17 protein-coding genes and 2 pseudogenes are annotated in these 19,438 nt (G+C 64.9%); 11 read left to right on the forward strand and 8 right to left on the reverse strand.

Going from position 1 to position 19,438, the window contains the following annotated elements:
- The first annotated feature begins 243 nt into the window (after positions 1–243).
- Entirely contained in the window at positions 244–2,610 is a 2,367-nt protein-coding gene (locus AC07XP_RS23085) for an nSTAND3 domain-containing NTPase (RefSeq protein WP_495265974.1), read from the forward strand.
- Positions 2,611–2,714: 104 nt separating this feature from the next.
- Positions 2,715–5,369, forward strand: coding sequence for an AAA family ATPase (locus AC07XP_RS23090; protein WP_495265975.1), 2,655 nt, complete (start codon positions 2,715–2,717; stop codon positions 5,367–5,369).
- Between the two features lie 156 nt (positions 5,370–5,525).
- On the opposite strand, the pseudogene AC07XP_RS23095 reads toward AC07XP_RS23090, so the two are convergent.
- Both AC07XP_RS23095 and AC07XP_RS23100 read right to left on the reverse strand, forming a co-directional pair.
- Positions 5,526–5,712 (reverse strand): annotated as a pseudogene (locus AC07XP_RS23095) (twin-arginine translocation pathway signal protein); the annotation flags it as partial.
- Positions 5,713–5,876: 164 nt separating this feature from the next.
- Positions 5,877–6,227, reverse strand: coding sequence for a TM2 domain-containing protein (locus AC07XP_RS23100; protein WP_495265976.1), 351 nt, complete (start codon positions 6,225–6,227; stop codon positions 5,877–5,879).
- A gap of 183 nt (positions 6,228–6,410) precedes the next feature.
- Here AC07XP_RS23100 and AC07XP_RS23105 point away from each other — a divergent pair.
- Positions 6,411–6,506 (forward strand): annotated as a pseudogene (locus tag AC07XP_RS23105) (IS5/IS1182 family transposase); the annotation flags it as partial.
- Positions 6,507–6,805: 299 nt separating this feature from the next.
- Here the strand turns inward: AC07XP_RS23105 and AC07XP_RS23110 are convergent.
- The 3 genes from AC07XP_RS23110 to AC07XP_RS23120 form a co-directional block, all read right to left on the reverse strand.
- Entirely contained in the window at positions 6,806–8,137 is a 1,332-nt protein-coding gene (locus AC07XP_RS23110; protein ID WP_495265977.1) for a sulfatase family protein, read from the reverse strand.
- A gap of 19 nt (positions 8,138–8,156) precedes the next feature.
- On the reverse strand, positions 8,157–9,110 hold the full coding sequence (locus AC07XP_RS23115; protein WP_307589085.1) for a Bug family tripartite tricarboxylate transporter substrate binding protein: 954 nt from the start codon (positions 9,108–9,110) through the stop codon (positions 8,157–8,159).
- Positions 9,111–9,216: 106 nt separating this feature from the next.
- Positions 9,217–10,233 carry a Bug family tripartite tricarboxylate transporter substrate binding protein gene (locus AC07XP_RS23120; RefSeq protein WP_495265978.1) on the reverse strand — a complete coding sequence of 339 codons (1,017 nt, stop codon included), beginning with the start codon at positions 10,231–10,233 and terminating at the stop codon, positions 9,217–9,219.
- A 153-nt stretch (positions 10,234–10,386) separates the two neighbouring features.
- Here AC07XP_RS23120 and AC07XP_RS23125 point away from each other — a divergent pair, with 153 nt between their 5' ends.
- Positions 10,387–10,986 (forward strand): MarR family winged helix-turn-helix transcriptional regulator, encoded by a 600-nt coding sequence (locus tag AC07XP_RS23125; protein WP_143599084.1) that lies wholly within the window; start codon positions 10,387–10,389, stop codon positions 10,984–10,986.
- Here AC07XP_RS23125 and AC07XP_RS23130 read toward each other — a convergent pair.
- The gene (locus AC07XP_RS23130; protein WP_095746123.1) at positions 10,958–11,971 is read right to left on the reverse strand and encodes a tripartite tricarboxylate transporter substrate binding protein; all 1,014 of its coding nucleotides are present in this window, start codon (positions 11,969–11,971) and stop codon (positions 10,958–10,960) included. The genes AC07XP_RS23125 and AC07XP_RS23130 overlap by 29 nt on opposite strands.
- A 136-nt stretch (positions 11,972–12,107) precedes the next feature.
- On the opposite strand from AC07XP_RS23130, the gene pcaQ reads away from it, so the two are divergent.
- From pcaQ to AC07XP_RS23155, 5 genes are all read left to right on the forward strand, one after another.
- Complete coding sequence (gene pcaQ / locus AC07XP_RS23135; protein ID WP_495265979.1) at positions 12,108–13,037, forward strand: pca operon transcription factor PcaQ; 930 nt, start codon at positions 12,108–12,110, stop codon at positions 13,035–13,037.
- Positions 13,038–13,119: 82 nt separating this feature from the next.
- A complete protein-coding gene (locus tag AC07XP_RS23140) occupies positions 13,120–13,731 on the forward strand; it encodes a TetR/AcrR family transcriptional regulator (protein WP_307638635.1) in 612 nt (203 codons plus the stop codon).
- A complete protein-coding gene (locus AC07XP_RS23145) occupies positions 13,728–14,933 on the forward strand; it encodes a DUF418 domain-containing protein (protein ID WP_495265980.1) in 1,206 nt (401 codons plus the stop codon). Before AC07XP_RS23140 ends, AC07XP_RS23145 begins: the two co-directional genes overlap by 4 nt.
- A 40-nt stretch (positions 14,934–14,973) precedes the next feature.
- Positions 14,974–15,636 carry a suppressor of fused domain protein gene (locus AC07XP_RS23150; protein ID WP_495265981.1) on the forward strand — a complete coding sequence of 221 codons (663 nt, stop codon included), beginning with the start codon at positions 14,974–14,976 and terminating at the stop codon, positions 15,634–15,636.
- 83 nt (positions 15,637–15,719) lie between these two features.
- Positions 15,720–16,037: a TfoX/Sxy family protein gene (locus AC07XP_RS23155; protein ID WP_492684865.1), complete on the forward strand. Its 318-nt coding sequence runs from the start codon at positions 15,720–15,722 to the stop codon at positions 16,035–16,037.
- Between the two features lie 8 nt (positions 16,038–16,045).
- On the opposite strand, the gene AC07XP_RS23160 is transcribed toward AC07XP_RS23155, so the two are convergent.
- Positions 16,046–16,669: a LysE/ArgO family amino acid transporter gene (locus tag AC07XP_RS23160; RefSeq protein WP_495265982.1), complete on the reverse strand. Its 624-nt coding sequence runs from the start codon at positions 16,667–16,669 to the stop codon at positions 16,046–16,048.
- A gap of 107 nt (positions 16,670–16,776) precedes the next feature.
- On the opposite strand from AC07XP_RS23160, the gene AC07XP_RS23165 reads away from it, so the two are divergent.
- Positions 16,777–17,235, forward strand: a complete 459-nt coding sequence (locus tag AC07XP_RS23165) for an Lrp/AsnC family transcriptional regulator (protein WP_492736419.1) — start codon at positions 16,777–16,779, stop codon at positions 17,233–17,235.
- A gap of 157 nt (positions 17,236–17,392) precedes the next feature.
- Here the strand turns inward: AC07XP_RS23165 and AC07XP_RS23170 are convergent, their stop codons facing one another.
- Positions 17,393–18,649, reverse strand: a complete 1,257-nt coding sequence (locus AC07XP_RS23170) for a porin (RefSeq protein ID WP_495265983.1) — start codon at positions 18,647–18,649, stop codon at positions 17,393–17,395.
- Positions 18,650–19,031: 382 nt separating this feature from the next.
- Between AC07XP_RS23170 and AC07XP_RS23175 the strand changes: the two genes are divergently transcribed.
- Positions 19,032–19,418: a hypothetical protein gene (locus tag AC07XP_RS23175; protein ID WP_070063166.1), complete on the forward strand. Its 387-nt coding sequence runs from the start codon at positions 19,032–19,034 to the stop codon at positions 19,416–19,418.
- The last annotated feature ends 20 nt before the right edge of the window (positions 19,419–19,438 follow it).

A 19,438-nucleotide genomic window follows, 5' to 3' on the forward strand; every position in this document is an offset into this window, starting at 1 on the left:
GAGTGGGAGGGGGTAGGGATTGCTGGTCAGCCGCTGGATCTTTGTGACCGGTGGCGGCTCACTATCCCATCTTCTTCAGTGCAGCAAGGGGCGAGAGTCGTCGGCTTCTCGCTCGACATGGCGCCCTTTGCGTTGTTGTCCCTAAGGCAATCGGGAAATGCGTGGCCGCGACGCTATGCTCCACAAAACCCTCAGCCTTCATGGCGGTGCAACTGGTCTTAAACAACAGGAAGAGAGTGAGTGGTGAGCTACGACTTCATGACGCTCGCGCCAGAGGACTTTGAGGCGCTTAGTGCTGACCTGCTCTCAAAGGAATGGGGTGGCGGGCCGCTGGAAATCTTCAAGGCAGGTAAGGACGGCGGGATTGATCTTCGTCACTCGCGCACCCTTCCGGGCCAACCGAGTGTCATCGTGCAATGCAAGCGGTATGCCGCCGATCGGTATGCTGCGCTCGAGCGCAGTTTGAAGAAGGAACTGCCAAAGCTCGGTCGACTCCAGCCGGAGCGGTACGTCGTGGTTACGTCGGTCCCACTCTCTTCGCACCAGAAGGACAAACTCGTGGATGCGGTCTCGCCGTGGTGCAAGGGGCCACATGACATCTACGGATGCGCCGAACTGAACGGGCTCCTGCGGCAGCATCCCGAGGTTGTCACGGCACACTTCAAACTGTGGATCTCGGGCACGCAGGTGCTACGCCAGGTCCTGCACGCCGACGTTTTCGCTCTGTCCAACGCGAACTTGGACGCCGCCCGCGATCTGATTTCTCGCCTTGTGGTTCACGATGGTGTGAAGGATGCGCTTGAAGTGCTGCAGCAGCGCCGACACCTACTCATCTTGGGCAACCCCGGTATAGGTAAGTCAACCTTAGCGCGCATGATGATGTCGAGGTACGTGGCAGAAGGCTACGAGGCTGTCTGGACGACGACGGTGCGCGATGCCTGGCGGGTGCTCGGCGAGCCGAGAGATGACGGGAGAAAGCTTTTCCTGGTGCTGGATGATTTCCTCGGGCGCGTCCGGTTCAACGAGTCCAAGTTGCAGCAGGATGAAGATCGATCACTTTTCGCGCTGCTGGATACCGCTGCGCGTTCCTCCCATCTGCGTGTCGTTCTAACTACTCGTGAGTACATCCTCGAGGATGCCAAACGAGCTTCTGGCTTGTTGGGTGAGAAGAGCCGGGAGATGAATACGTACACGCTGCTGCTAAAGCGGTACAGCGACGAACACCGCGCACGAATGGTCTTCAATCACCTTTATTTCTCCGACCTTCCCGACAGCCGCTTGGAGGCGTTTGTCGCTTCGCGTGCCTATCGGACTATCGTTTCGCATCGCCACTTCAGCCCGCGCGTGGTGGAGTCGATCAGCAAGGCCGCAAACAGCCAGTCGCTCACCGATGAAGAGTTCTTGAAATATGTGACGAATGAGTTCGACAATCCGAAGGATCTCTGGCGCCACCCCTTTGAGAATGAGATTAGTCCTCTCGCGCGGCTACTCTTGACCGTCCTATGGACCTTTGGTGGGCGGGCAACGATCCGGGAGTTTCAATCGGCCTGCGCGCGTCTTCAGTCTGGAACTGCAGAGGAAGAGCGTCAGCTCGAGTTCGAAAAAGCGTTGAAGCAACTGGACGGAAATTTCTTGCTTATTGATCGGATTGAAGCGTGGGAGTTCGAGGCGGGACTTGATGTTTCGTTCCAGAACCCGTCTGTGGAGGAGTTTATTGAGCAGCGCTTAGAGAATGATCTTGGAATGCTACGGGTCTCGGTGGGCGCTGTTCTCTCTCTTGGGCAAATTAACAACCTGCTGGAGTATCTCGAATCTCATGCTTCCTCTATGCCGCGAGCGTACTTGTCAGCGGTCTACGCCTCGCTTCGAGAATGCGCGTATGAAGTGATCAACCCCCAATCCGACCACTTTCTGAGCCCTCCACCAGCGTCCCGCGGTAGGAATCGCTGGTCGATCGCCGACCACTCTGGTCCCGCCAATCGCGTGTGGGCGCTTCTGAAGCTGGATAAGGCGGTTGGGACTGATGATGCGAAAGGCAAAGTAGTGCGCGAAGCACTGGCGCGCCAATCCTATTGGGCCAACTTAATGCGGCACGTATGCATCTCGCATTACACCGCCAATACCCTCAAACATGTGGCCCGATGGATTCGCGATGATTCGGAATGGCCGGAGGAGGAGGTTTGGCGCTGCATGGAGGCGATGCGAGGCGCCTTCCATCAACTGATCGCGGACGAAGCCGCGGAATTCCTCGAAATCAACGCAGTCTGGGAACTGATCGACGGGTTCTGGAATCTCGCAGAGGACTGGCCCTCTGCAGCTGAACGCACATCGATGGACAAAGTGCTCGCGGACATCGTCGATTACGTGGTCCAAGGATCGGCCAGCGCTGATGATGTCGAGTCCGAGCGCCGCAGCTTGGAGCTGATCGAAATCATGCTGGGATCGGAATATCCCACGGAGATGATGAAACTTGAGCAGCACGAGCTTGACCTTAAGGAGCAGGAAGAGCGGCAACCAGCGCAGGTCGGCGAAGTCTCCGTTTTTCAGATGAAGAGAGCAGCGATCAACCTGTCAATTGACGAGCTATTTGCCAGTCTCTCTGAGCGATAGAAAGAGTGCATTGCGTAGTGCGACGATCAAAGCGTGGCAGCATCGCAGCCCGGCTTGGTGACGCGGCCCCTAGAATTGGTGAATGAGGCACTGAGGAGACGCGCATGGCTACAGCCGAGCAGGACTACGTTCGCTTTTTGCGGTGGCTACATTCGCTGCAACCGGCTGCCCCAGACCATGTCAAGCAATTCGCGAACATGGTGTTCGGCGACTTCGAGGCCGTCGCTGAAACGGCATCCCAACGTAATGCGCGAGCCACCCATCTGGCCGTCCTCGCTCGCCGAAGTTTGGCGGCGACTGCAGCGGGTATGCCGGAGGGCCAGGACGAAGACCAAACGGCGGAGTGGCCATGGGCGCGGCTTCGTAGCTTGACGGTCGGTCCATTTCGCGGTTTCGTGCGCGAGGAGGTCTTCGACCTGCAGCGCCGGGTTGTCCTCTTTTATGGGCCCAACGGTGCGGGTAAATCCAGCATTTGCGAGGCGATCGAGCGTGCCATGTTGGGGTCGGTTGAAGAGGCCGGATTGAAGCGCCTCGACGAGACAGCGTACCTTCGCAACATCCATGCTGGCAGCTTCGTGGAACCAAGGCTCGTGGCGACTGGCTTTGATCGCCGGGAAGCGCCTGTTCGTGCAAACGCGGACCTCTACCGCTTTTGCTTCATTGAAAAGAATCGGATTGATGCCTTCTCCCGGATCGCACAGCGCCCAACTGGGCAACGGGCGGAGTTGATCGCCACGCTGTTCGGCATGGAGAAGTTCAACGATTTCTGCAGCCGTTTCAACGATCAGATTGATCCCGTCTTGGTCATCGAAGCTCGGAAGCAAAGAGAGTTGCGGCTCAAACAGGAGGCTCTCGCGCGGGACCACGCGACGGTGAATAGCGAAGCCGAGAAACTCTCCCAGCACGACGCAGAAAATGAGGCCTACGCCGCAGCGTTCAGATTCGAGACCACCTTCGCCCGCCTACAGGAGATCATCGGATCGACGGAAGCGCCTGGCCGGATCGCCGAACTGGACGGATTGCTCAACGCCGCGCCAGGGGCGGTGATTGGCGTGGACCGAGCCAACGTCGAGGCCGCTTTTGAACGTGCCAACATCGCCGCGGATGCGCTGTCCCCAACCACACGCGAGTTGCAGCGCCGCGCAAGCCAAGTCTCTTTCCGAGCACTGTATGGGGCGGTGGTGGCGTTAGAGGCCGAAAGCGTCGATCGGTGTCCCGCCTGCGAAACCCAGTTGGACCGCGTGGCTCGCAACCCGTTCGTGAAGGCGCGCGAGGGAGTGGCTGAACTCCGTGAACTCGCCGAACTGGAAGAACGCCAAACTCGGCAGCAAGGCGAGTTGATGACGGCTTCGACGGAACTGCGCGCAAGGCTGAAGAAGCTCTCCAGCTTTATCGTGAGGCAAGGCGAGGAAGCCACGGCCATTGGTCGACACCTTGAATTGCTTTCAGCGCAGCCAGAGGGCGAAAAGTGGTGGACAGGCATCTATCTGTCGGAGGTCGGGCAGGCAGATGGGCTGGGATCTCTCGCACAGCTTCTCGAAGTGGCTGACCGCGTCTCCGCCGCAGACCAGAATACTCAGGCGCAACTCGAACGCCGAGCCGAACTCGCCGCTGAACGCGAAAGTCTCCTTGTGCGCCAACGCCACATCGATCAAAGGAAGCAGGCTCGCCAGAGGATCGTCGACGACGCGGCTGCCGCGCGTGAAACCATCGCTGCCTTCGACGCGGCAAATACGCGCCTCATCGCCGAAGTCGAGCAGGAGCGGATCGACATCCTGCGCGATGCGCCGATCCGCGCCGCGTACGACGCGTTCCTTCCCTACCTGCGCCGTTTCAGAAATGAACTGCCTGGCCTGCTGATTGCAGGCCTGGGCGATATGGCGCGCGATCTCTATAACGACTTCAACCGCGGCGATCGCGACGAGGACAAGCTCGCCCACCTCTACTTGCCCCTCACCGGAGAGCAGCGTATCCAACTCGCTTTTCGTGGCGCCCCCGGGCGGCGTGTTGACGCGTTACAGGTACTAAGCGAGGGTCATATTCGATGCCTCGGACTTGCCATCCTTCTGGCCAAGGCCACGAGTATTGGTTCTCCGCTATTGATCTTCGACGATGCCGTGAACGCGATCGACCACGACCATCGCAACGGAATAAAGGAGACGGTCTTCGCCAGTGAACGCTTCCTCGAAACGCAGATCTTGGTCACGTGCCACAGCCCCGAGTTCATCAAGGACGTCAAGAACGCCATCCCACGAGAGCGGCGCGGCGATTGCCAGGAATACGCCCTCACGCACCACGAAGGCGACCATCACCCCCGTGTGCACCGAGACGTTCCCAGCAGCGCCTATATCGACAAGGCCCGCAACGACCTCGGCAGGTTTCAGTTGCGCGATGCACTGGCGAATTCCAGACGCGCCTTAGAGATGCTGTCGAACAAGGCTTGGAAGTGGCTGAGCTCGCACGAATTGGGTGAGCTCAGGCTAACGATGCATGGTCCGACGTCGCCGCTCAACGTTCGCGACCTGTGCGACGCGATCCGCATCAAGCTTCGCGACAGCGCTACGTTCGACCATCCCAGCAAAGCGCCCTTACGCGAGGCCTTGGAGGAAATCCTTAGCGCCTCAAACCTGACGTGGAAATACCTGAACGGCGGAACGCACGAGGAGGAGGACCGGGACGAGTTCGACCGGGTTGAAGTGGAACTCGTAGTGTCCCGGCTGGAACGCATCGACGCGTTGGACCTTCGCACTCGTCGGTGACTGCTTGGCGGAGCGGAGTACCTGATCCACGCCGCTGGGCCACACAGAGATCGCTCGGCAACTCAAACGTCTTCGTCGACGACCAACCACGTCGCCGCATCCAAGGGCCGCTCGGAAATCACCGCTTTCCAGCGATGAGTTTCCGGCACTCGCGTTTCACCTTCGCGGCATATCCTTAACCGAATAGCCAAGGCTCACAGTCGCATCCTCCGGAATCCCCGCCATCGTCGCATTCCGCGCCTGCCACTGCACCCGCATCGCCTCCAGTCGCTGCGGCTCCTATTTCTCTAGGTTCGCGCTCATCGGCCGGAATGTTGAACAGGTACTTGTTGCCGTCGACCTCCCGCTAGATCGGCAGGGCGAACTTGGTCTGCCTGATGGAGCCAATGACTTGCCCCACGGTGTACCTGCTCCTTCTCGCGCCTGTCACTCTCAAAGCCGACAGACTTTGCCCTGTTTAGCTTGGTTCGATTGAAAGGGGCGGGTGACGGGAAGGAAAAAATCGCGCTAGCCGAATTTCGTCTCGAATGTCTCTTCTGACATTAGCAGCAAGTAAATGGCCTCGAAAAATGAAACGATGGCCGGAATGAATGTCCAGAAAAACAGGAGATAAACGATGCCCCATCCTGTCCGGCCCAAATAGAACTTGTGAATACCGAACCCGCCAAGAAAGAGAGCACACATTGCGGCGGCAAACTTGCTCCTGCCAGCGCGGGTGGTAGGGCCAAGAAGGTTCGCGCCAGGCGCGGGCAGTTGGCGAACTCCGCACTTGGGGCAGATCTCAGCGCGAAGCTTGATGATCGAACCACACTCTGAACAAAACTTCTCGTCGCTTCCCTTAGCAATCGCCTGATTCATTTGGTCTTTCTATGAATGAAATATCTAGTTCGCCTCCTCCGAAGCGGAGGCAAGCATAGCAATTCACATCTGCTTGTGGGCAAAAGTTTTGCTTCTAAGGAAGTTCTGCAAAATGGGTCCGAGCTTTGCGTGATCTGAGAAAAGTGCAGATCGTTGAGCTCGTTCATCGAGCCCGAGTTCATGGCCGAGCGAGTGGAGAAGATGAAGGCTGGCATTCGGGCCAAGGTCGAGCACCCGTTGCGGGTAGTGAAGCAGCAGCTCCGGTCTACCAAAGCGCGCTAGCGCGGGGTGAGCAAGAACACCGTGCAGAGCGTCACGCTGTTCGCGCTGGCGAATCTGTGAGCGGCGCACAGGTGCTTGATACGGACCGGGATGGGTACCGTTAGCTGTGCTTGTATGGGGCTCGCCAAGCCCGCGCGACAAGGCTTGGCGCAGCACCTGAGTTGCACGCGGTGGCAGTAGAGGTGCAATTGCCGCAACGACACTTGTCACTGCGTTGACGCACCTCGTTTTGTTTGCCTAGTCGTAGTCGGGCTACGACAACGCGAACAAATCAAAATTCGTCGCTACCAAGAAGCTCACCTCTGCGGCATATCCTTAACCGAATACCCCAAACTCACAGTCGCATCCTCCGGAATCCCCGGCATCGTCGCATTCCAAGCCTGCCACTGCGCCCGCATCGCCTCCAGCCGCTGCGGCTCCTTCTTCCCCAGGTTCGCGCGTTCGCGCTCATCGGCCGGAATGTTGAACAGGTACTCGTTGCCGTCGACCTTCAGGTACTTCCAGTCGCCGTCGCGCATCGCTTCCTGGCCGCGGTGGTTCATGCGCCAGTGCAGGGGGCGGCGGAAGGTGTGGGTGGCGTCTTTCAGCACGGGCATCAGCGACACGCCATCGAGTGGGTACGCCGCGTCGGCTTTCACGCCGGCGGCGTCGAGCATGGTGGCCGACCAGTCCATGGTCATGCACAGCTGGGTGCTCTCGCCGCCCTTGGCGATCACTTTGGGCCAGTGCGCGATCCATGGCACGCGGATGCCGCCTTCGGTCAGGTCCATCTTGCCGCCGACCAGCGGCCAGTTGTCCGAGAAGCGCTCGCCGCCGTTGTCGCTGGTGAACACGAGGAGGGTGTTGTCGGCCATGCCGTGCTTTTCGAGCGCGGCCATGATCCAGCCGATGCCTTCGTCCATGTGATGGATCATGCGGCGGTACACGTGGATGTTGCCGCCCGACAGGTCGAACAGGTTGTCCTTCACGAGCGGCGCCTTGTCGGCGTCGTCGCGGGTTTCCCACGGCCAGTGGGGGGCGGTGTAGTGCAGGCTCAGGAAGAAGGGCGCCTCTTGCGTGGCCATGCGCTCGACGTAGTCGACGGCGCGCTTCGACAGCACGTCGGTCAGGTAGCCCTCGTCGTCCTTGTGCTCTTCTTCGCCGTACCAGAGGTCGTGGCGGCCGGCCGAGTCGCAGTGGGTGAAGTAGTCGACACCGCCCGACATGGGGCCGAAGAATTCTTCATACCCCGAGCGCAGCGGGCCGAAGCTGGGCGGGTAGCCCAGGTGCCACTTGCCGATGAGCGCGGTCTTGTAGCCGCTGTCTTTCAGCAGCGACGGCAGGGTGGGGTGCTCGGTGGGCAGGCCCAGCGTGGTGCTGCCGCGGCTTCGGCTGTTGATGGGCTCTTCGGCCGCGCCGCGCAGGCGGTACTGATACCGCGCGGTGATCATCGCGAAGCGCGTGGGCGAGCACACGGGCGAGTTCGAGTAGCCCTGCGTGAGCTTCAAGCCGTTGGCGGCCAGGCCGTCGAGCACGGGCGACACGCGGCCAAAAGGTGCCTCGCGGCCGCCGTAGCAGCCGAGGTCGGCATAGCCGAGGTCGTCGGCCACGATGAAGATGATGTTGGGGCGGGTGCTGCGTGTCGTCATAGGTCGGAAGGTTTTTCGATCAGGGCTGGTAGCCGGACTTCTGGACCACCGGGGCCCACTGCGCCTTGTAGGCCTTGAGCATCGCGGCGGTCTGCGCCTGGGTGCTCACCACCGGCGTCATGCCGGCGTCCTTGAACTTGCGTTGGGTGTCGGGGTCTTGCATCACGGCGTGGATGGTGGTGGCCAGGCGTTCGACTTTCTCCTTGGGCATGCTGGCCGGCGCGAAGAAGGTGTTCCAGCCGGTGGCGGCGAGGTCGAGGCCGGCTTCCTTGAAGGTGGGAATATTCGGCGCGAAGGGCGAGCGCTTTTCGCCCGACAGCGCCAGGATGCGCAGCTTGCCGGCGGTGTGCTGCGGCAGCACGACGTCTTCGGTGTCGACGGCAATGGGCACCTGGCCACCGATCAGGTCATTCAGCAGCGGGGCGGAGCCGCGGTAGCCGATCACCTGGGTCTGCACCTTGGCCTTCTCGCCCACCATGAGGCCGAAGAAGTGCGGCAGGCTGCCGGTGGCGGGCACGCCCACGTTGGCCTGCTGCGGGTTGGCGCGCATCCATGCGAGCAAATGGTTCAGCTCGCGCACGGGCAGGGTGGGCGACACGGCCAGCGCAAAGTCGTAGGCGTTGACGTGCGACACGGGCACGAAGTCGCGCTCGGCGTCGTAGCCGTTGTCCTTGAAGACGAGCGGCGCCACCACCATCACGGCGGGGTTGGCGAGCATCAGCACGTTCTGGTTGGCGGGCGTGGCCTTGGCCTGCTGCGCGGCCAGGCGGCCGCCCGCGCCGGGCTTGTTGTCGACGATCACGGGCACGCCGAGCTGGGCCGCGAGCTTGTCGCCCACGATGCGCGCCACGCGGTCGGTGGCGCCGCCGGGGGCGTAGCCGACGACGATGCGCAGCGGGCTGTCGAGTGCGGCTTGGGCGGCCTGTGCGCGCGCGAGCGTGGGGGCGGCGATGGCCGCCACGAGGCCGGCCATGGCCAGCACGGTGGCGAGGCGGCGGCGAGCCGGGTTGAAGGAAGAAGCGAAAGCGGGGAGGGCGCGCGGGATCATGAAGGGTGTGTCCTTGTTGTCGATCGGTCGGTCAGTCGTTGGCCTGGAAGTTCACGGCCTTCATGATGCCGGCCCAGCGGGCAATGTCTTCGCGCATGGTCTTCACGAGCGCCTCGGGGCCGTCGGCCACGGGGTACATGCCGTTCTGCAGCAGCAGCTGGCGCACGTCGCGGCTGTTCACGGCGCGGATGATTTCGGTGCGCAGTTTCTCGGCGGTGGCCGCCGGCGTCTTCAGCGGCGCGTAGTAGGCGAACCACGCGGTGGCCACCACGTCCTTGTAGCCGCTCTCCACGAAGCTGGGCAGCTGCGGCATGAGCGGCGAGCGCTTGTCGCCGCTGGTGGCCAGCACCTTCACGCGGCCGGTGGGCAGCATCTGCTGCGCGCCGCCGATGGTGTCGAAGTACACGGGCACGGTGCCGCCCATCACGTCCTGGCGCGCGGGCGTGGAGCCGCGGTAGGGCACATGCACCATCTTCAGGCCGGCCGCGCGGTTGAGCATTTCACCCAAAAAGTGCGAGGGCGTGCCGGCGCCGTACGAGCCGAAGCTCACCTTGTCGCCCTGCGCCTTGGCCCAGGTGATGAACTCGGCCAGGGTGTTGGCGGGCACGTCCTTGTGCACGGTGAGCGCCAGCTCGAAGCGCGCGGCGTTCACGAGCGGCACGAAGTCCTTGATGGGGTCGTACGACAGGTTGCGATAGGCGCTGGGGAACATGGTCATCATGCTCGCGGTGCCCAGCAGCAAGGTGTGGCCGTCGGGCGGCGCGGTCTTCACGGCGTCCACGGCAATGCGGCCGGCCGCGCCGGAGCGGTTGTCGATGATGAGCGGGCCGAGCGAGTCGCGTACCTGGTGGGCAATGGCGCGGGTCAGCACGTCCTGCGTGCCGCCGGCGGGCACGCCGATGAGCACCTTGATCGGCTGGCCGGGGGTGAAGGGCGCGGGTTGCTGCTGCGCGAACGCAAGCGGTGCGAAGGATGCAAGGGGGGCAAGGGCCAGCCCGCCAAGGGTGGTCAGGGTGCGGCGGCGGGTCGGGTCGGGAAGCTGGGGCATCGTCAATCTCTCCGGGGTCTCGTTCGGCGTTCGGCAGGGTCTGTGCGTGGCCGGGGCGGGTGGCCGCGGCTGCGGACGATTCTGGAGACGCTACATTCGATTGATCAAATCAACCATCGCCCGGATTTACCCGGCCTTTTGAGACACCGCCCCATGACTGCCGAAGACGCCGCCACCCCGCCGCGCCGCCCGCTGGACGACCTGCTGCTGTACCGGCTGTCGCGCCTGCTCGCGGTGGCGGGCAGCATGGTGATCCGGCTGTGCGAGGGCCGCTTCGGCATCACGCGGCGCGAGTGGCGGCTGATCGCGGTGCTGGCCAGCCGGGGCGAGCTGGGCTCGTCGCAACTGGCCGAGCATGCGCAGCTGGACCGGGCGCGCACCTCGAAGGCGGTGGGCTCGCTGGTGGCCAAGCGGCTGGTGTCGCGCACGGCGCTGGCGGGCGACCGGCGGCAGGTGCGGCTGGGCCTCACGGCGACGGGGCAGGCGCTGTACGACGAACTCTTTCCGCTGGTGACGCGCATCAACGCCGAGCTGATGGGCACGCTCGACGCGGACGATGCCGCGCGCTTCGACGACGCGCTGCACCGGCTGCAGGCGCATGCCGAAACCATGGTGGCGCAGGCGGTGCTGCCCAAGGCCGACAGGGGGCGCCACGCGGCGGCGGCTGCTGCTGCGGCTGCAGGCCAGGGCAAGAAGAACAGCACGGCGCGCAGCGGCAAGGCCGTCAGTCCACCTTCATCCCGGTCGCCTTGACGATGCGGCCGTAGCGCGCCTGCGCCGTGGCCAGGCGCGTGGCGGCGGCGGCATCGGTTTCGGCCAGCGGCACCATGTCGAGCGAGGCCAGGCGGGCCTTCAGTTCGGGCAGGGCCAGCGCCTTGTGCAGCGCCTGGCGCAGGGTCTGCATCACGGGCTCGGGCGTGGCGGCCGGCACCATGGCGAGGTAGAGCACTTCGAACTCCAGGTCTTTCAGGCCCAGCTCGCCGACGGTGGGTACCTCGGGCAGCAGCGGCGCGCGCTGGCGGCCGGTGACGGCCAGGGCGCGCAGCTTGCCGCCCTGGATCTGCGGCAGCACGCCCGGCGTGGCGACGATGCCGGCCTGCACCTCGTTGCCGAGCATGGCCATCACGGCCGGGGCGTTGCCCTTGTAGGGCACGTGCACGATCTTCGCGCCGGTCGCGCTCGCGAAGATCTCGGCGGCAATGTGGCCCGGGCTGCCGTTGCCGGCCGAGCTGAAGGTGGCGGGCTCGGCCTTGGCCTGCGCGATGAAGTCGGGCAGCGTCTTGGCCTTCACCGAGGCGGCGGTGGTGAAGCTCAGGCCCGACGAGCTGAAGATCATCAGCGGCTTGAGGTCCTTGGCCGCGAAGGGCATCGACGCGTACAGGTGCGGGTTGACGGTGAAGGTGCTGTCGATGCCCAGCAGCACGGTGTAGCCGTCGGCCGCGCTCTTGGCCACGGCGTCGGCGCCGATGTTGCCGCCCGCGCCGGGGCGGTTGTCGACCACGAAGGGCTGCTTCAGGTCTTTTTGCAGCGCGTCGGCCAGCGCGCGCCCGAGGATGTCGATGGGGCCGCCGGCCGGGAAGTTGACGAGGAACTTCACGGGCTTGGCGGGGTAGCTCGCCTGGGCTTGCGCGGCCGGCGCGGCGAGGCCGAGGGCCAGCGCGGCGCAGGCGGCGGCGAGCGTGAGGCGGCGGCGCGCGCCAAAGGAAGAGGAAGGCTTCGAGGAAAAAATCGTGGTCATGGCTGCTGTGTCTGTCTCCGTATCCACGGCACTCTAGAAGGCTGCGCGGCGCGGCACAACTGAAGTCTCTTCCGTCAGCTATTCCCTCTGGTTATATTTGAAAGCACGTCGCCCCACTGGCTTCGAGGAGAACCGCATGTCAGCCATGAACTTTGAGCGCCTGAAGATGCGCCACCTGCAATGCCTCGTCATGGTGGCGCAGGAGCGCAACCTGGTGCGCGCGGCCGAGGCGCTGTCGCTCACGCAGCCGGCGGTGTCGAAGACGGTGGCCGAGCTCGAGGAGATCGTGGGCCGCCAGTTGCTGCTGCGCCGCCGCCGCGGCGTGGAGCTCACGCCGGCCGCCGAGGTGCTGGTGCGCCATGCGGTGTCGGCGCTGCGCGGCCTGCGCGAAGGCCTGGGCCTGGCCATGGACCAGCCCGAGGCCGACCAGCTGCGCGTGGCGGTGGGTGCCTTGCCGAACATGGCGGCGCATCTGCTGCCCGAGGCGGTCGCGCGGCTGCATGCGGCGCACCCGGCGATGCGCGTGCGCGTGGTGAGCGGTACCAACGCGCAGCTCATGACGCAGCTGCGCCAGGGCGAAATCGACCTCGTGCTCGGCCGGCTGGCGCAGGCCTCGGCCATGGCCGACCTGGCCTTCGAGCAGCTGTACAGCGAGGTGCTGCTGCTGGTGGTGCGCCCCGGCCATCCGCTGGCGTCGCGGCGCAAGCCCACGCTCGACGCGCTGGCCGCCTACCCGCTGGTGCTGCCGGTGTCGGGCACGCTGATCCGGCACACGGCCGACGCCTTCCTCATCGCGCAGGGGCTGGCGCTGCCGGCGCGGCTGGTGGAGGCGACCGACACCAGCTTTGCGGTGGGCCTGCTGCAGCGCTCCGACGCCGTGTGGTTCGCGCCGCAGGGCGCGGTGGAAGGCTTCGTGGCGCGCGGCGAACTCCAGCGCGTGGCCATCGACACGGCAAGCACCGAAGGCCCCGTGGGCGTGACCGTGCGGCGCGGCAGCGAGACGGGCGAGGGCGCGCGCCTGCTGCTGGACACCATCCGGGGCATTGCGGCCACGCGCGTTGCCTGAAGGGTTTCTTCAGGCTTCCTTCAGAATAGATCGAGCGCTCGGTCTAATAATTCGGGCATGACCGAATTCCGCGAGAACCACCGTGCGCAAAGTTGACCCCGAACGCCAGCAGGCCAAGCGCCGCCAGATCCTGGAGGCCGCGGGCGACTGCTTTGCGCGGCGCGGCTTTCATGCCACCACCACCGCCGAGATCTGCGCCGCCGCGGGCATGAGCCCGGGCAATCTCTTTCATTACTTTCCCAGCAAGAACGCGATCATCGAGGCCCTGGCCGAAGAGGAGTGGCGCGACACGGCCGCGTACTTCGCCGCGATCGACGACGACCCGGCCGACCCGCTGGAGGTGGTGCTGTCTTTTCTCGACGTGGTGATGGTCTTTGCCTCCGACCGCAGCTACTCGCGGCTGGCGCTGGAGGTGGCGGCCGAGACCCTGCGCAACCCCGTGGTCTGCGCCAGCGTGGCCGCGGGCGACACCGAAATGCGCGACGGCCTCGCGGCCCTGCTGCGCAAGGCCGCGGCACGCGGGCAGATCGACCCCGAGCTCGACCCCGTGCAATCGGCCAACTGGATCGCCGCGCTCATCGACGGCGTGTTCTCGCGCCTGGCGCTCGACACGGGCTTCGACCCGGCGCGCGAGGCGCCGATGCTGCGGCGTGTGGTGGGTCGCTTTCTCGCGAAGCCGGGGCGGGGCGCATGAACCACACCCCCGTTGCAGTCGAGCGCCAGTCGCTCGTCGATGCGTTGCGCGGCTTTGCGCTGCTGGGCATCCTGGTCGTGAACATCGCGGCCTTTGCCTCGCCGTACTACGGCCAGCCGCTGCCCGATCCGATGATGCGTTCGGGGCTGGACCGCGTGGCGGCCTTTGCCGTCGCCTTCCTGTTCGAGACCAAGTTCTACCTGCTGTTCTCGTTCCTGTTCGGCTACAGCTTCACGCTGCAGATGCAGTCGGCGCAGCGCAGCGGCAAGCCCTTCGTGCCGCGCCTGGCGCGTCGGCTGGTGGCGCTGTGGTGCATCGGCGCGCTGCATGCGGTGCTGCTGTTCCATGGCGACATCCTCACGACCTACGCGGTGCTCGGCGCCGTGCTGCTGGCGCTGCGCCACCAGAGCGACGCGGTGCTGGCGCGCTGGGCGCTGCGGCTGGTGCTGGCGACTGCGCTGGTGTGGGGTGCCATCGGCATGCTCGCGATGCTGGGCGGCCCGGCGACCGAAGACGTTCTTCGCACCGCGAGGGCCGACGCGGCCTCGGCACTCGCGGCCTACCGCGGCACGGCGGCGACGGTCATCCGTCAGCACCTGCGCGAGCTGTCGCAGGTGTGGATCGTGCTCGGGCTGGTGCAGGCGCCGATGGCGCTGGCGATGTTCTTCGCGGGCGTCATCGAGGGCCGCCGCAATCTCTTCGCACGGGCCGACCGCTACCGCCCGCTGTTCAAGCGCCTGCTGGTGCCCGGGCTGGTGCTGGGGCTGCCGGGCGCGGCCGTGTATGCGTGGACCGCGTCCGTTGTGCCGGGCTCGCGCTGGGACGTGCTGGGCCTGGCGGTCGGCGTCTTCACCTCGCCGCTGCTCACGGCGACGTACGTGGGCGCGATGATGCTGCTGTTCCAGTCGCGCTGGGGCGGTTGGCTGGCGGATGCGCTCGCGCCGGCGGGGCGCATGGCGCTGTCGAACTACCTGCTGCAGTCGGCGGTGTGCGCATGGCTCTTCCTGGCGTACGGGCTGCGGCTCATCGGCGAGCTCGGGCCGTTCATGAGCCTCATGGTCGCCTTCGGCATCTTCGGCGCGCAGATGCTGGTCAGCCGCTGGTGGCTGGCACGCTTTGCGTACGGCCCGGTGGAGTGGGTGCTGCGCGCCTTCACCAACCTCGAGTGGCCCGCCTTGCGGCGTATGCAAGGGTCACGTTGAACGACGAGAATGCCCTCGTTCCAACGAGGAGGATGCGCCGATGAGTTCCATGGAAGACGTGTGGGCCTACCGCGAAGAGACGCTCTACCCGCGCCTGTTCGGCCCCGAGCGCACCGGCATCTACGTGATGGACTTCGACGACTTCAAGGCGCTGGGCGCCGAAGACGTCGACCCGCGCTGGCTGCACCTGGGCGTGTTCGAGTTCGCACCCACGCCCGTGCGCAACACCTGGCTGTACGTGACCTCGGGCGGCTCCACGCCCTGGGAAACGGAGCCGGCCGACTACGACCCGGAAGACTATTCGTGGATCGGCTCCGAGCTGGTCATCGAAGTGCCGTCGCAGCCGCAGGACCAATGGGCCATCAAGCTGCTGCGCCGCCTGCTCGCCTACAACGTGCTGCTCGCGCACTCGCACTTCGGTGAAGACAAGCAGCCCTTCGACTACGGCGACCGCATTCCCGTCGGCGAAGCGATCCGCGAGAAGGGCACCGTGGTCCTGCGCCATGTGGTGCTGATGGAGCCGAAGCATTACCCCGCGACGGCGCAGCTCGATTCGGGCCGCTTCGACTTTTTGCACCTCGTCGGCATCAACGATTCCGAACGCGACTGGGCCAAGGCCCACAGCTCCGAGGCGCTGCTGCGCCTGCTCGAGGTGCATGGCGGCGCGCCGGTGACCGACGCGCGGCGCAAGGCGGTCGTTTGAGCCGCGCGAAAAGCGCGGCCGTCGCCGGCGGTGCCGAGCGTTCGCACGGGCGGGCGCTCGAGTTGGCCGAGTCGCTCGGCGCCATGGGCCCCATCGAGGTCAAGCGCTTCTTCGGCGGCTTCGGCCTCGTGCAGGCCGGCGTGCAGTTCGCCTTCGTGATGAAGGGCACGCTGTACCTGCGCGTGGACGACGCCACCCGGCCGGACTTCGAGCGCCTGGGCGCGGTGCCGTTCTCGTACGCGACCAGCGCCTCGACCGTGAAGGTTGCGAGCTACTACGAGGCGCCGGTCGATGCGCTCGAAGACCCGCACGCCTTGCGCGACTGGGCGACGAAGGCGCTGGCGAGTGCGCTGGGTGCGCGCAAGCCCGCGCGCCGCAAGCCGGCGGCCAAGGCTATCTAGTCGATTCCTCAGCGCGACAGCAGCGTCGACAGCTGGAACACCGCAAAGCCCAGCAGCAGCGCGCCCGACAGCTTGTTGATGCCTTGCAGCACGCGCGCGCCGAGCTTGTGCCGCACCATCGACACGATGCTCGACAGCCCCAGCCACCACAGCGCCGAGCCGAGGAACACCCCCATCACCATCGTGAGCGCCGCACCGCTGCCGCTGCCCACGTGGCCGCTGCCGAGCGAAGCGAACACCGCGACGAACGACAGGATCGTCATCGGGTTGGCCAGCGTGAGCACGAACACCGACAGCAACGCCTTCAGCGGCGTGGCCGCGTCTTCCGCAGCCCGGGCCTGCGTGGCCGCCGGCGCACGCAGCAGCTGCACGCCCATCCACGCGAGAAAGGCCGCGCCACCGAGTGCCAGCGGCACGCGCGCAGCCACCATCGTCGACACCACGGCCGACACGCCGAACGCACCGATGGCGCCGTAGCAGGCGTCGGCCAATGCGGCGCCGAGGCCGCTGAGAAAGCCGATCGTGCGGCCATGCGCGAGCGTGCGCTGGATGCACAGCAGGCCGATGGGGCCGACGGGTGCGGCGATCGAGAGCCCGATGACGAGGGCCTTGAGAAAGAGAGGGAAGTCCATGCCGACGATTGTTCGGCGAGGCCTGCATGGCGAGAATGGCGAAATTCAGGCGCGCGGCATGCCTTGCCTGAAATCGGAAGCGAAACTCTCAATCGGGCCTGAAATCCATGGAAATCGACGCCAAGAACTGGCAGATCCTCGATGCGCTGCAGCAGGACGCGCGCACCTCGCTCACGGCACTCGCACGGCAGGTGGCGCTGTCGGTGCCTTCCACCTCCGAGCGCGTGAAGCGCCTCGAAGAGGCCGGCGTCATCGAGGGCTATCGCGCCGTGGTGCCACCGCGCAAGGCGGGCTACACCGTCACCGCGCTGGTCGGCATCACGACCGCGCAACCCGACAAGGCCCGGCTGCTGAAGCTGCTCGGCAGCCGGCGCGAAGTGCTCGAGTGCTTTCACGTCACGGGGCAGGACTCGTACGTGCTGAAGGTGGTCGCGCGCGACATCGAACACCTCGAATCCTTCGTGAGCAGCATCAACCACCTGGGCGAGACGCGCACGTCGATCGTGATGTCGGTGCCGATCGCGGCGCGCGCGGTGGCGGCGCCGGCGGGCACGGTGCCCGACTGAGGCGCGCCTCTCTCTCCACAAAAAAAGGTCCGCACCAGGGCGGACCGAATGGACCCGCCTGACGGGCTCCTGGAGAAACGGAACATCCGCGGGCGCAGGGCCGCCCGCGGTCATTCACTCACTTGCTTGCTTCTTTGCGCGTGACAGTCTTCCCTGATCAGAACGAGTGGCGCAGCCCGACGTCGTAGCCCGTCGAGGTCTTGGGCACGAACACCCCGGTGTTCACGAAGGCAGGGCCGCCGACCGTGAGCGCCGCGCCGTTCTTGTTGCTGATGCGCGCGACGGTGGCGTACAGCGCGGTGCGCTTGGACAGGTTGTGGATGTAGCCGATGGCCAGCTTGTTGGCCTTGGGGTCGGCGACCGACGGCGTGAACGGCAGGTTGACGGCGTTGAGGTCGTACTTGACCTGCGAGTACGAGGCACGGATCAGGCCCGGGCCGACCGGCGCGGTCACGCCGATCAGGTAGCCCGTGAGGTCGACGTCCGGCACGCCGCCGACCAGCGGCGTGACCGCGTAATCGCGCGTTTTCTTGATTCGCGACAATTCGCCGAACAGCTTGACCACGCCGAAATCGTAGGAGCTGCCGAGATTGAAGGTCTTGACGTTATCGGTGGTGCCCGCATAGAAATTGTCGGCCGCCGTGCTGTTGCCATACGACACGGCCACGTCGAACGGGCCATTGGCATAACCGACACGCCCGCCCAGGTAACGCCCTGCGCGCGATGCGGCCGAATTGCCCGAATTGAGCGCGCCCGCCGTATTGACGCCGGGCGGCGTGGCCGTGCCAGGGTCGTATTTGGTGTTTTCATGCAGCGCGTACATGAATTGACCGTAAAAGCCGCCGAGATTCTTCGGCAGGAAATAGCCGATCGAATTGCTGGCGCGGTTGTAATTGAGGTCGCCGCCGAACCCGCCCGAGCCGCCGCCGGCATTCGTGTTGGCGGCGGTGAAGATCAGGCTGCGGCCCACGCCGACGATGCCGAAGGGGTCGAACACGATGTCGTTCCAGGCCGTCGGCACGTAGTCGCGGCCCAGGCGCAATTCACCGAAACCGCCCGACAGGCTGACCGTGGAACGGCGCTGGAAGGTGGTGATGCCGGTCTTGCCGTCGTCGGGGCTGATCGGCGCCTCGAGCCAGAAGCTGGCCGCAAGCCCGCCGCCCAGGTCCTCGGTGCCGCGAAAACCCAGCCGGCTCGTGGAATAGCCGCCCGAGCTCAGCGCGGTCTGGCTCGCGGTGCGCGTGCCCTGGTTCACGTAGAACGGGTTGAACAGCGTGGCGCCGTTCATGTCCTGCGATTTGGACGAGTAATTGCTGATGCCCGTGTCCACCACGCCGAATAGCGTGACGGAAGACTGCGCATTGGCGAATCCGACCCCGAACAGTGCGGCGGCCGTGAGGAATTGTCTTTTCATTGTTGCCCTTGAATTGAATATGAAATTCATCGCTCCCACGCACCGCGTTGGAGCTCCGGTTCGGCATGCGGAAATAAATTCAATTGATTTCTTCTGCCTTCCGCATGGTTCATGCGTCTGGGCAAATCATATCGATCGATTGCGACAGAAAAAGACTGAAACCGCCTTTTTCAATTACGTTTTCCGTGCAGCCGGGTTACGAATTGGAAAGCTCCGTTTGCCGCTTGCAGAGAATTGATGAATTGGTCTTCATCCTGTCGTTTTTGTAATTGAACCGTTCGCGCGGCGACGGTCCGAATTTCTAGCGTGTCGGCATGGCGAAGCAAAACCGCCATCGCCGAAGCGGATGGTCCTCTTCGGTGTTCAACGAAGGAGATGACACATGACGAACAGGAAGATGGCCTTTGCGCTGGCGGCGATGGCCGCCGCAGCGCTCCCGCTGGTGGCTGGCGCACAAACCAGCCAGCAGCACGTCGAGGGGCCGGCGCATTTCGCGGCGACCGAAGCCGGCATCAAGGAGCACCCTGAAAACGCCGGCCCGGGCAAGACCGACGCCCAGGTGGTGGCCGAACTGCGCGCCGCGCAGCAAAGCCCCGAGTGGGCCGGCGTGCTGCGCTGGGGCGCACCGATCCCCGTGAAGGCCACGCAGCCCCGCACGCGCGCGGAGGTGGTGGCCGAGCTGGAGCGCGCGCAGTCGCAACCGGGCTGGGAGCGCGCCTCGCGGCTGGGGGCACCGATGGTGCTGCCTGCGGCGGCGCCTGCGCGGTAGGGGAGAAGAAAGAAGACGGC

It is taken from the genome of Variovorax sp. GW531-E2 (assembly GCF_059423125.1).

Coding starts and splice junctions, on each gene's coding strand:
- AC07XP_RS23165 (WP_492736419.1), top strand. CDS start 16,777: ATGGAAATCGACGCCAAGAACTGGCAGATCCTCGATGCGCTGCAGCAG.
- AC07XP_RS23145 (WP_495265980.1), top strand. CDS start 13,728: ATGAACCACACCCCCGTTGCAGTCGAGCGCCAGTCGCTCGTCGATGCG.
- AC07XP_RS23160 (WP_495265982.1), bottom strand. CDS start 16,669: ATGGACTTCCCTCTCTTTCTCAAGGCCCTCGTCATCGGGCTCTCGATC.
- AC07XP_RS23115 (WP_307589085.1), bottom strand. CDS start 9,110: ATGGCCGGCCTCGTGGCGGCCATCGCCGCCCCCACGCTCGCGCGCGCA.
- AC07XP_RS23155 (WP_492684865.1), top strand. CDS start 15,720: ATGGGCCCCATCGAGGTCAAGCGCTTCTTCGGCGGCTTCGGCCTCGTG.
- AC07XP_RS23170 (WP_495265983.1), bottom strand. CDS start 18,649: ATGAAAAGACAATTCCTCACGGCCGCCGCACTGTTCGGGGTCGGATTC.
- AC07XP_RS23110 (WP_495265977.1), bottom strand. CDS start 8,137: ATGACGACACGCAGCACCCGCCCCAACATCATCTTCATCGTGGCCGAC.
- AC07XP_RS23090 (WP_495265975.1), top strand. CDS start 2,715: ATGGCTACAGCCGAGCAGGACTACGTTCGCTTTTTGCGGTGGCTACAT.
- AC07XP_RS23125 (WP_143599084.1), top strand. CDS start 10,387: ATGACTGCCGAAGACGCCGCCACCCCGCCGCGCCGCCCGCTGGACGAC.
- pcaQ (WP_495265979.1), top strand. CDS start 12,108: ATGTCAGCCATGAACTTTGAGCGCCTGAAGATGCGCCACCTGCAATGC.
- AC07XP_RS23150 (WP_495265981.1), top strand. CDS start 14,974: ATGAGTTCCATGGAAGACGTGTGGGCCTACCGCGAAGAGACGCTCTAC.
- AC07XP_RS23130 (WP_095746123.1), bottom strand. CDS start 11,971: ATGACCACGATTTTTTCCTCGAAGCCTTCCTCTTCCTTTGGCGCGCGC.
- AC07XP_RS23120 (WP_495265978.1), bottom strand. CDS start 10,233: ATGCCCCAGCTTCCCGACCCGACCCGCCGCCGCACCCTGACCACCCTT.
- AC07XP_RS23100 (WP_495265976.1), bottom strand. CDS start 6,227: ATGAATCAGGCGATTGCTAAGGGAAGCGACGAGAAGTTTTGTTCAGAG.
- AC07XP_RS23175 (WP_070063166.1), top strand. CDS start 19,032: ATGACGAACAGGAAGATGGCCTTTGCGCTGGCGGCGATGGCCGCCGCA.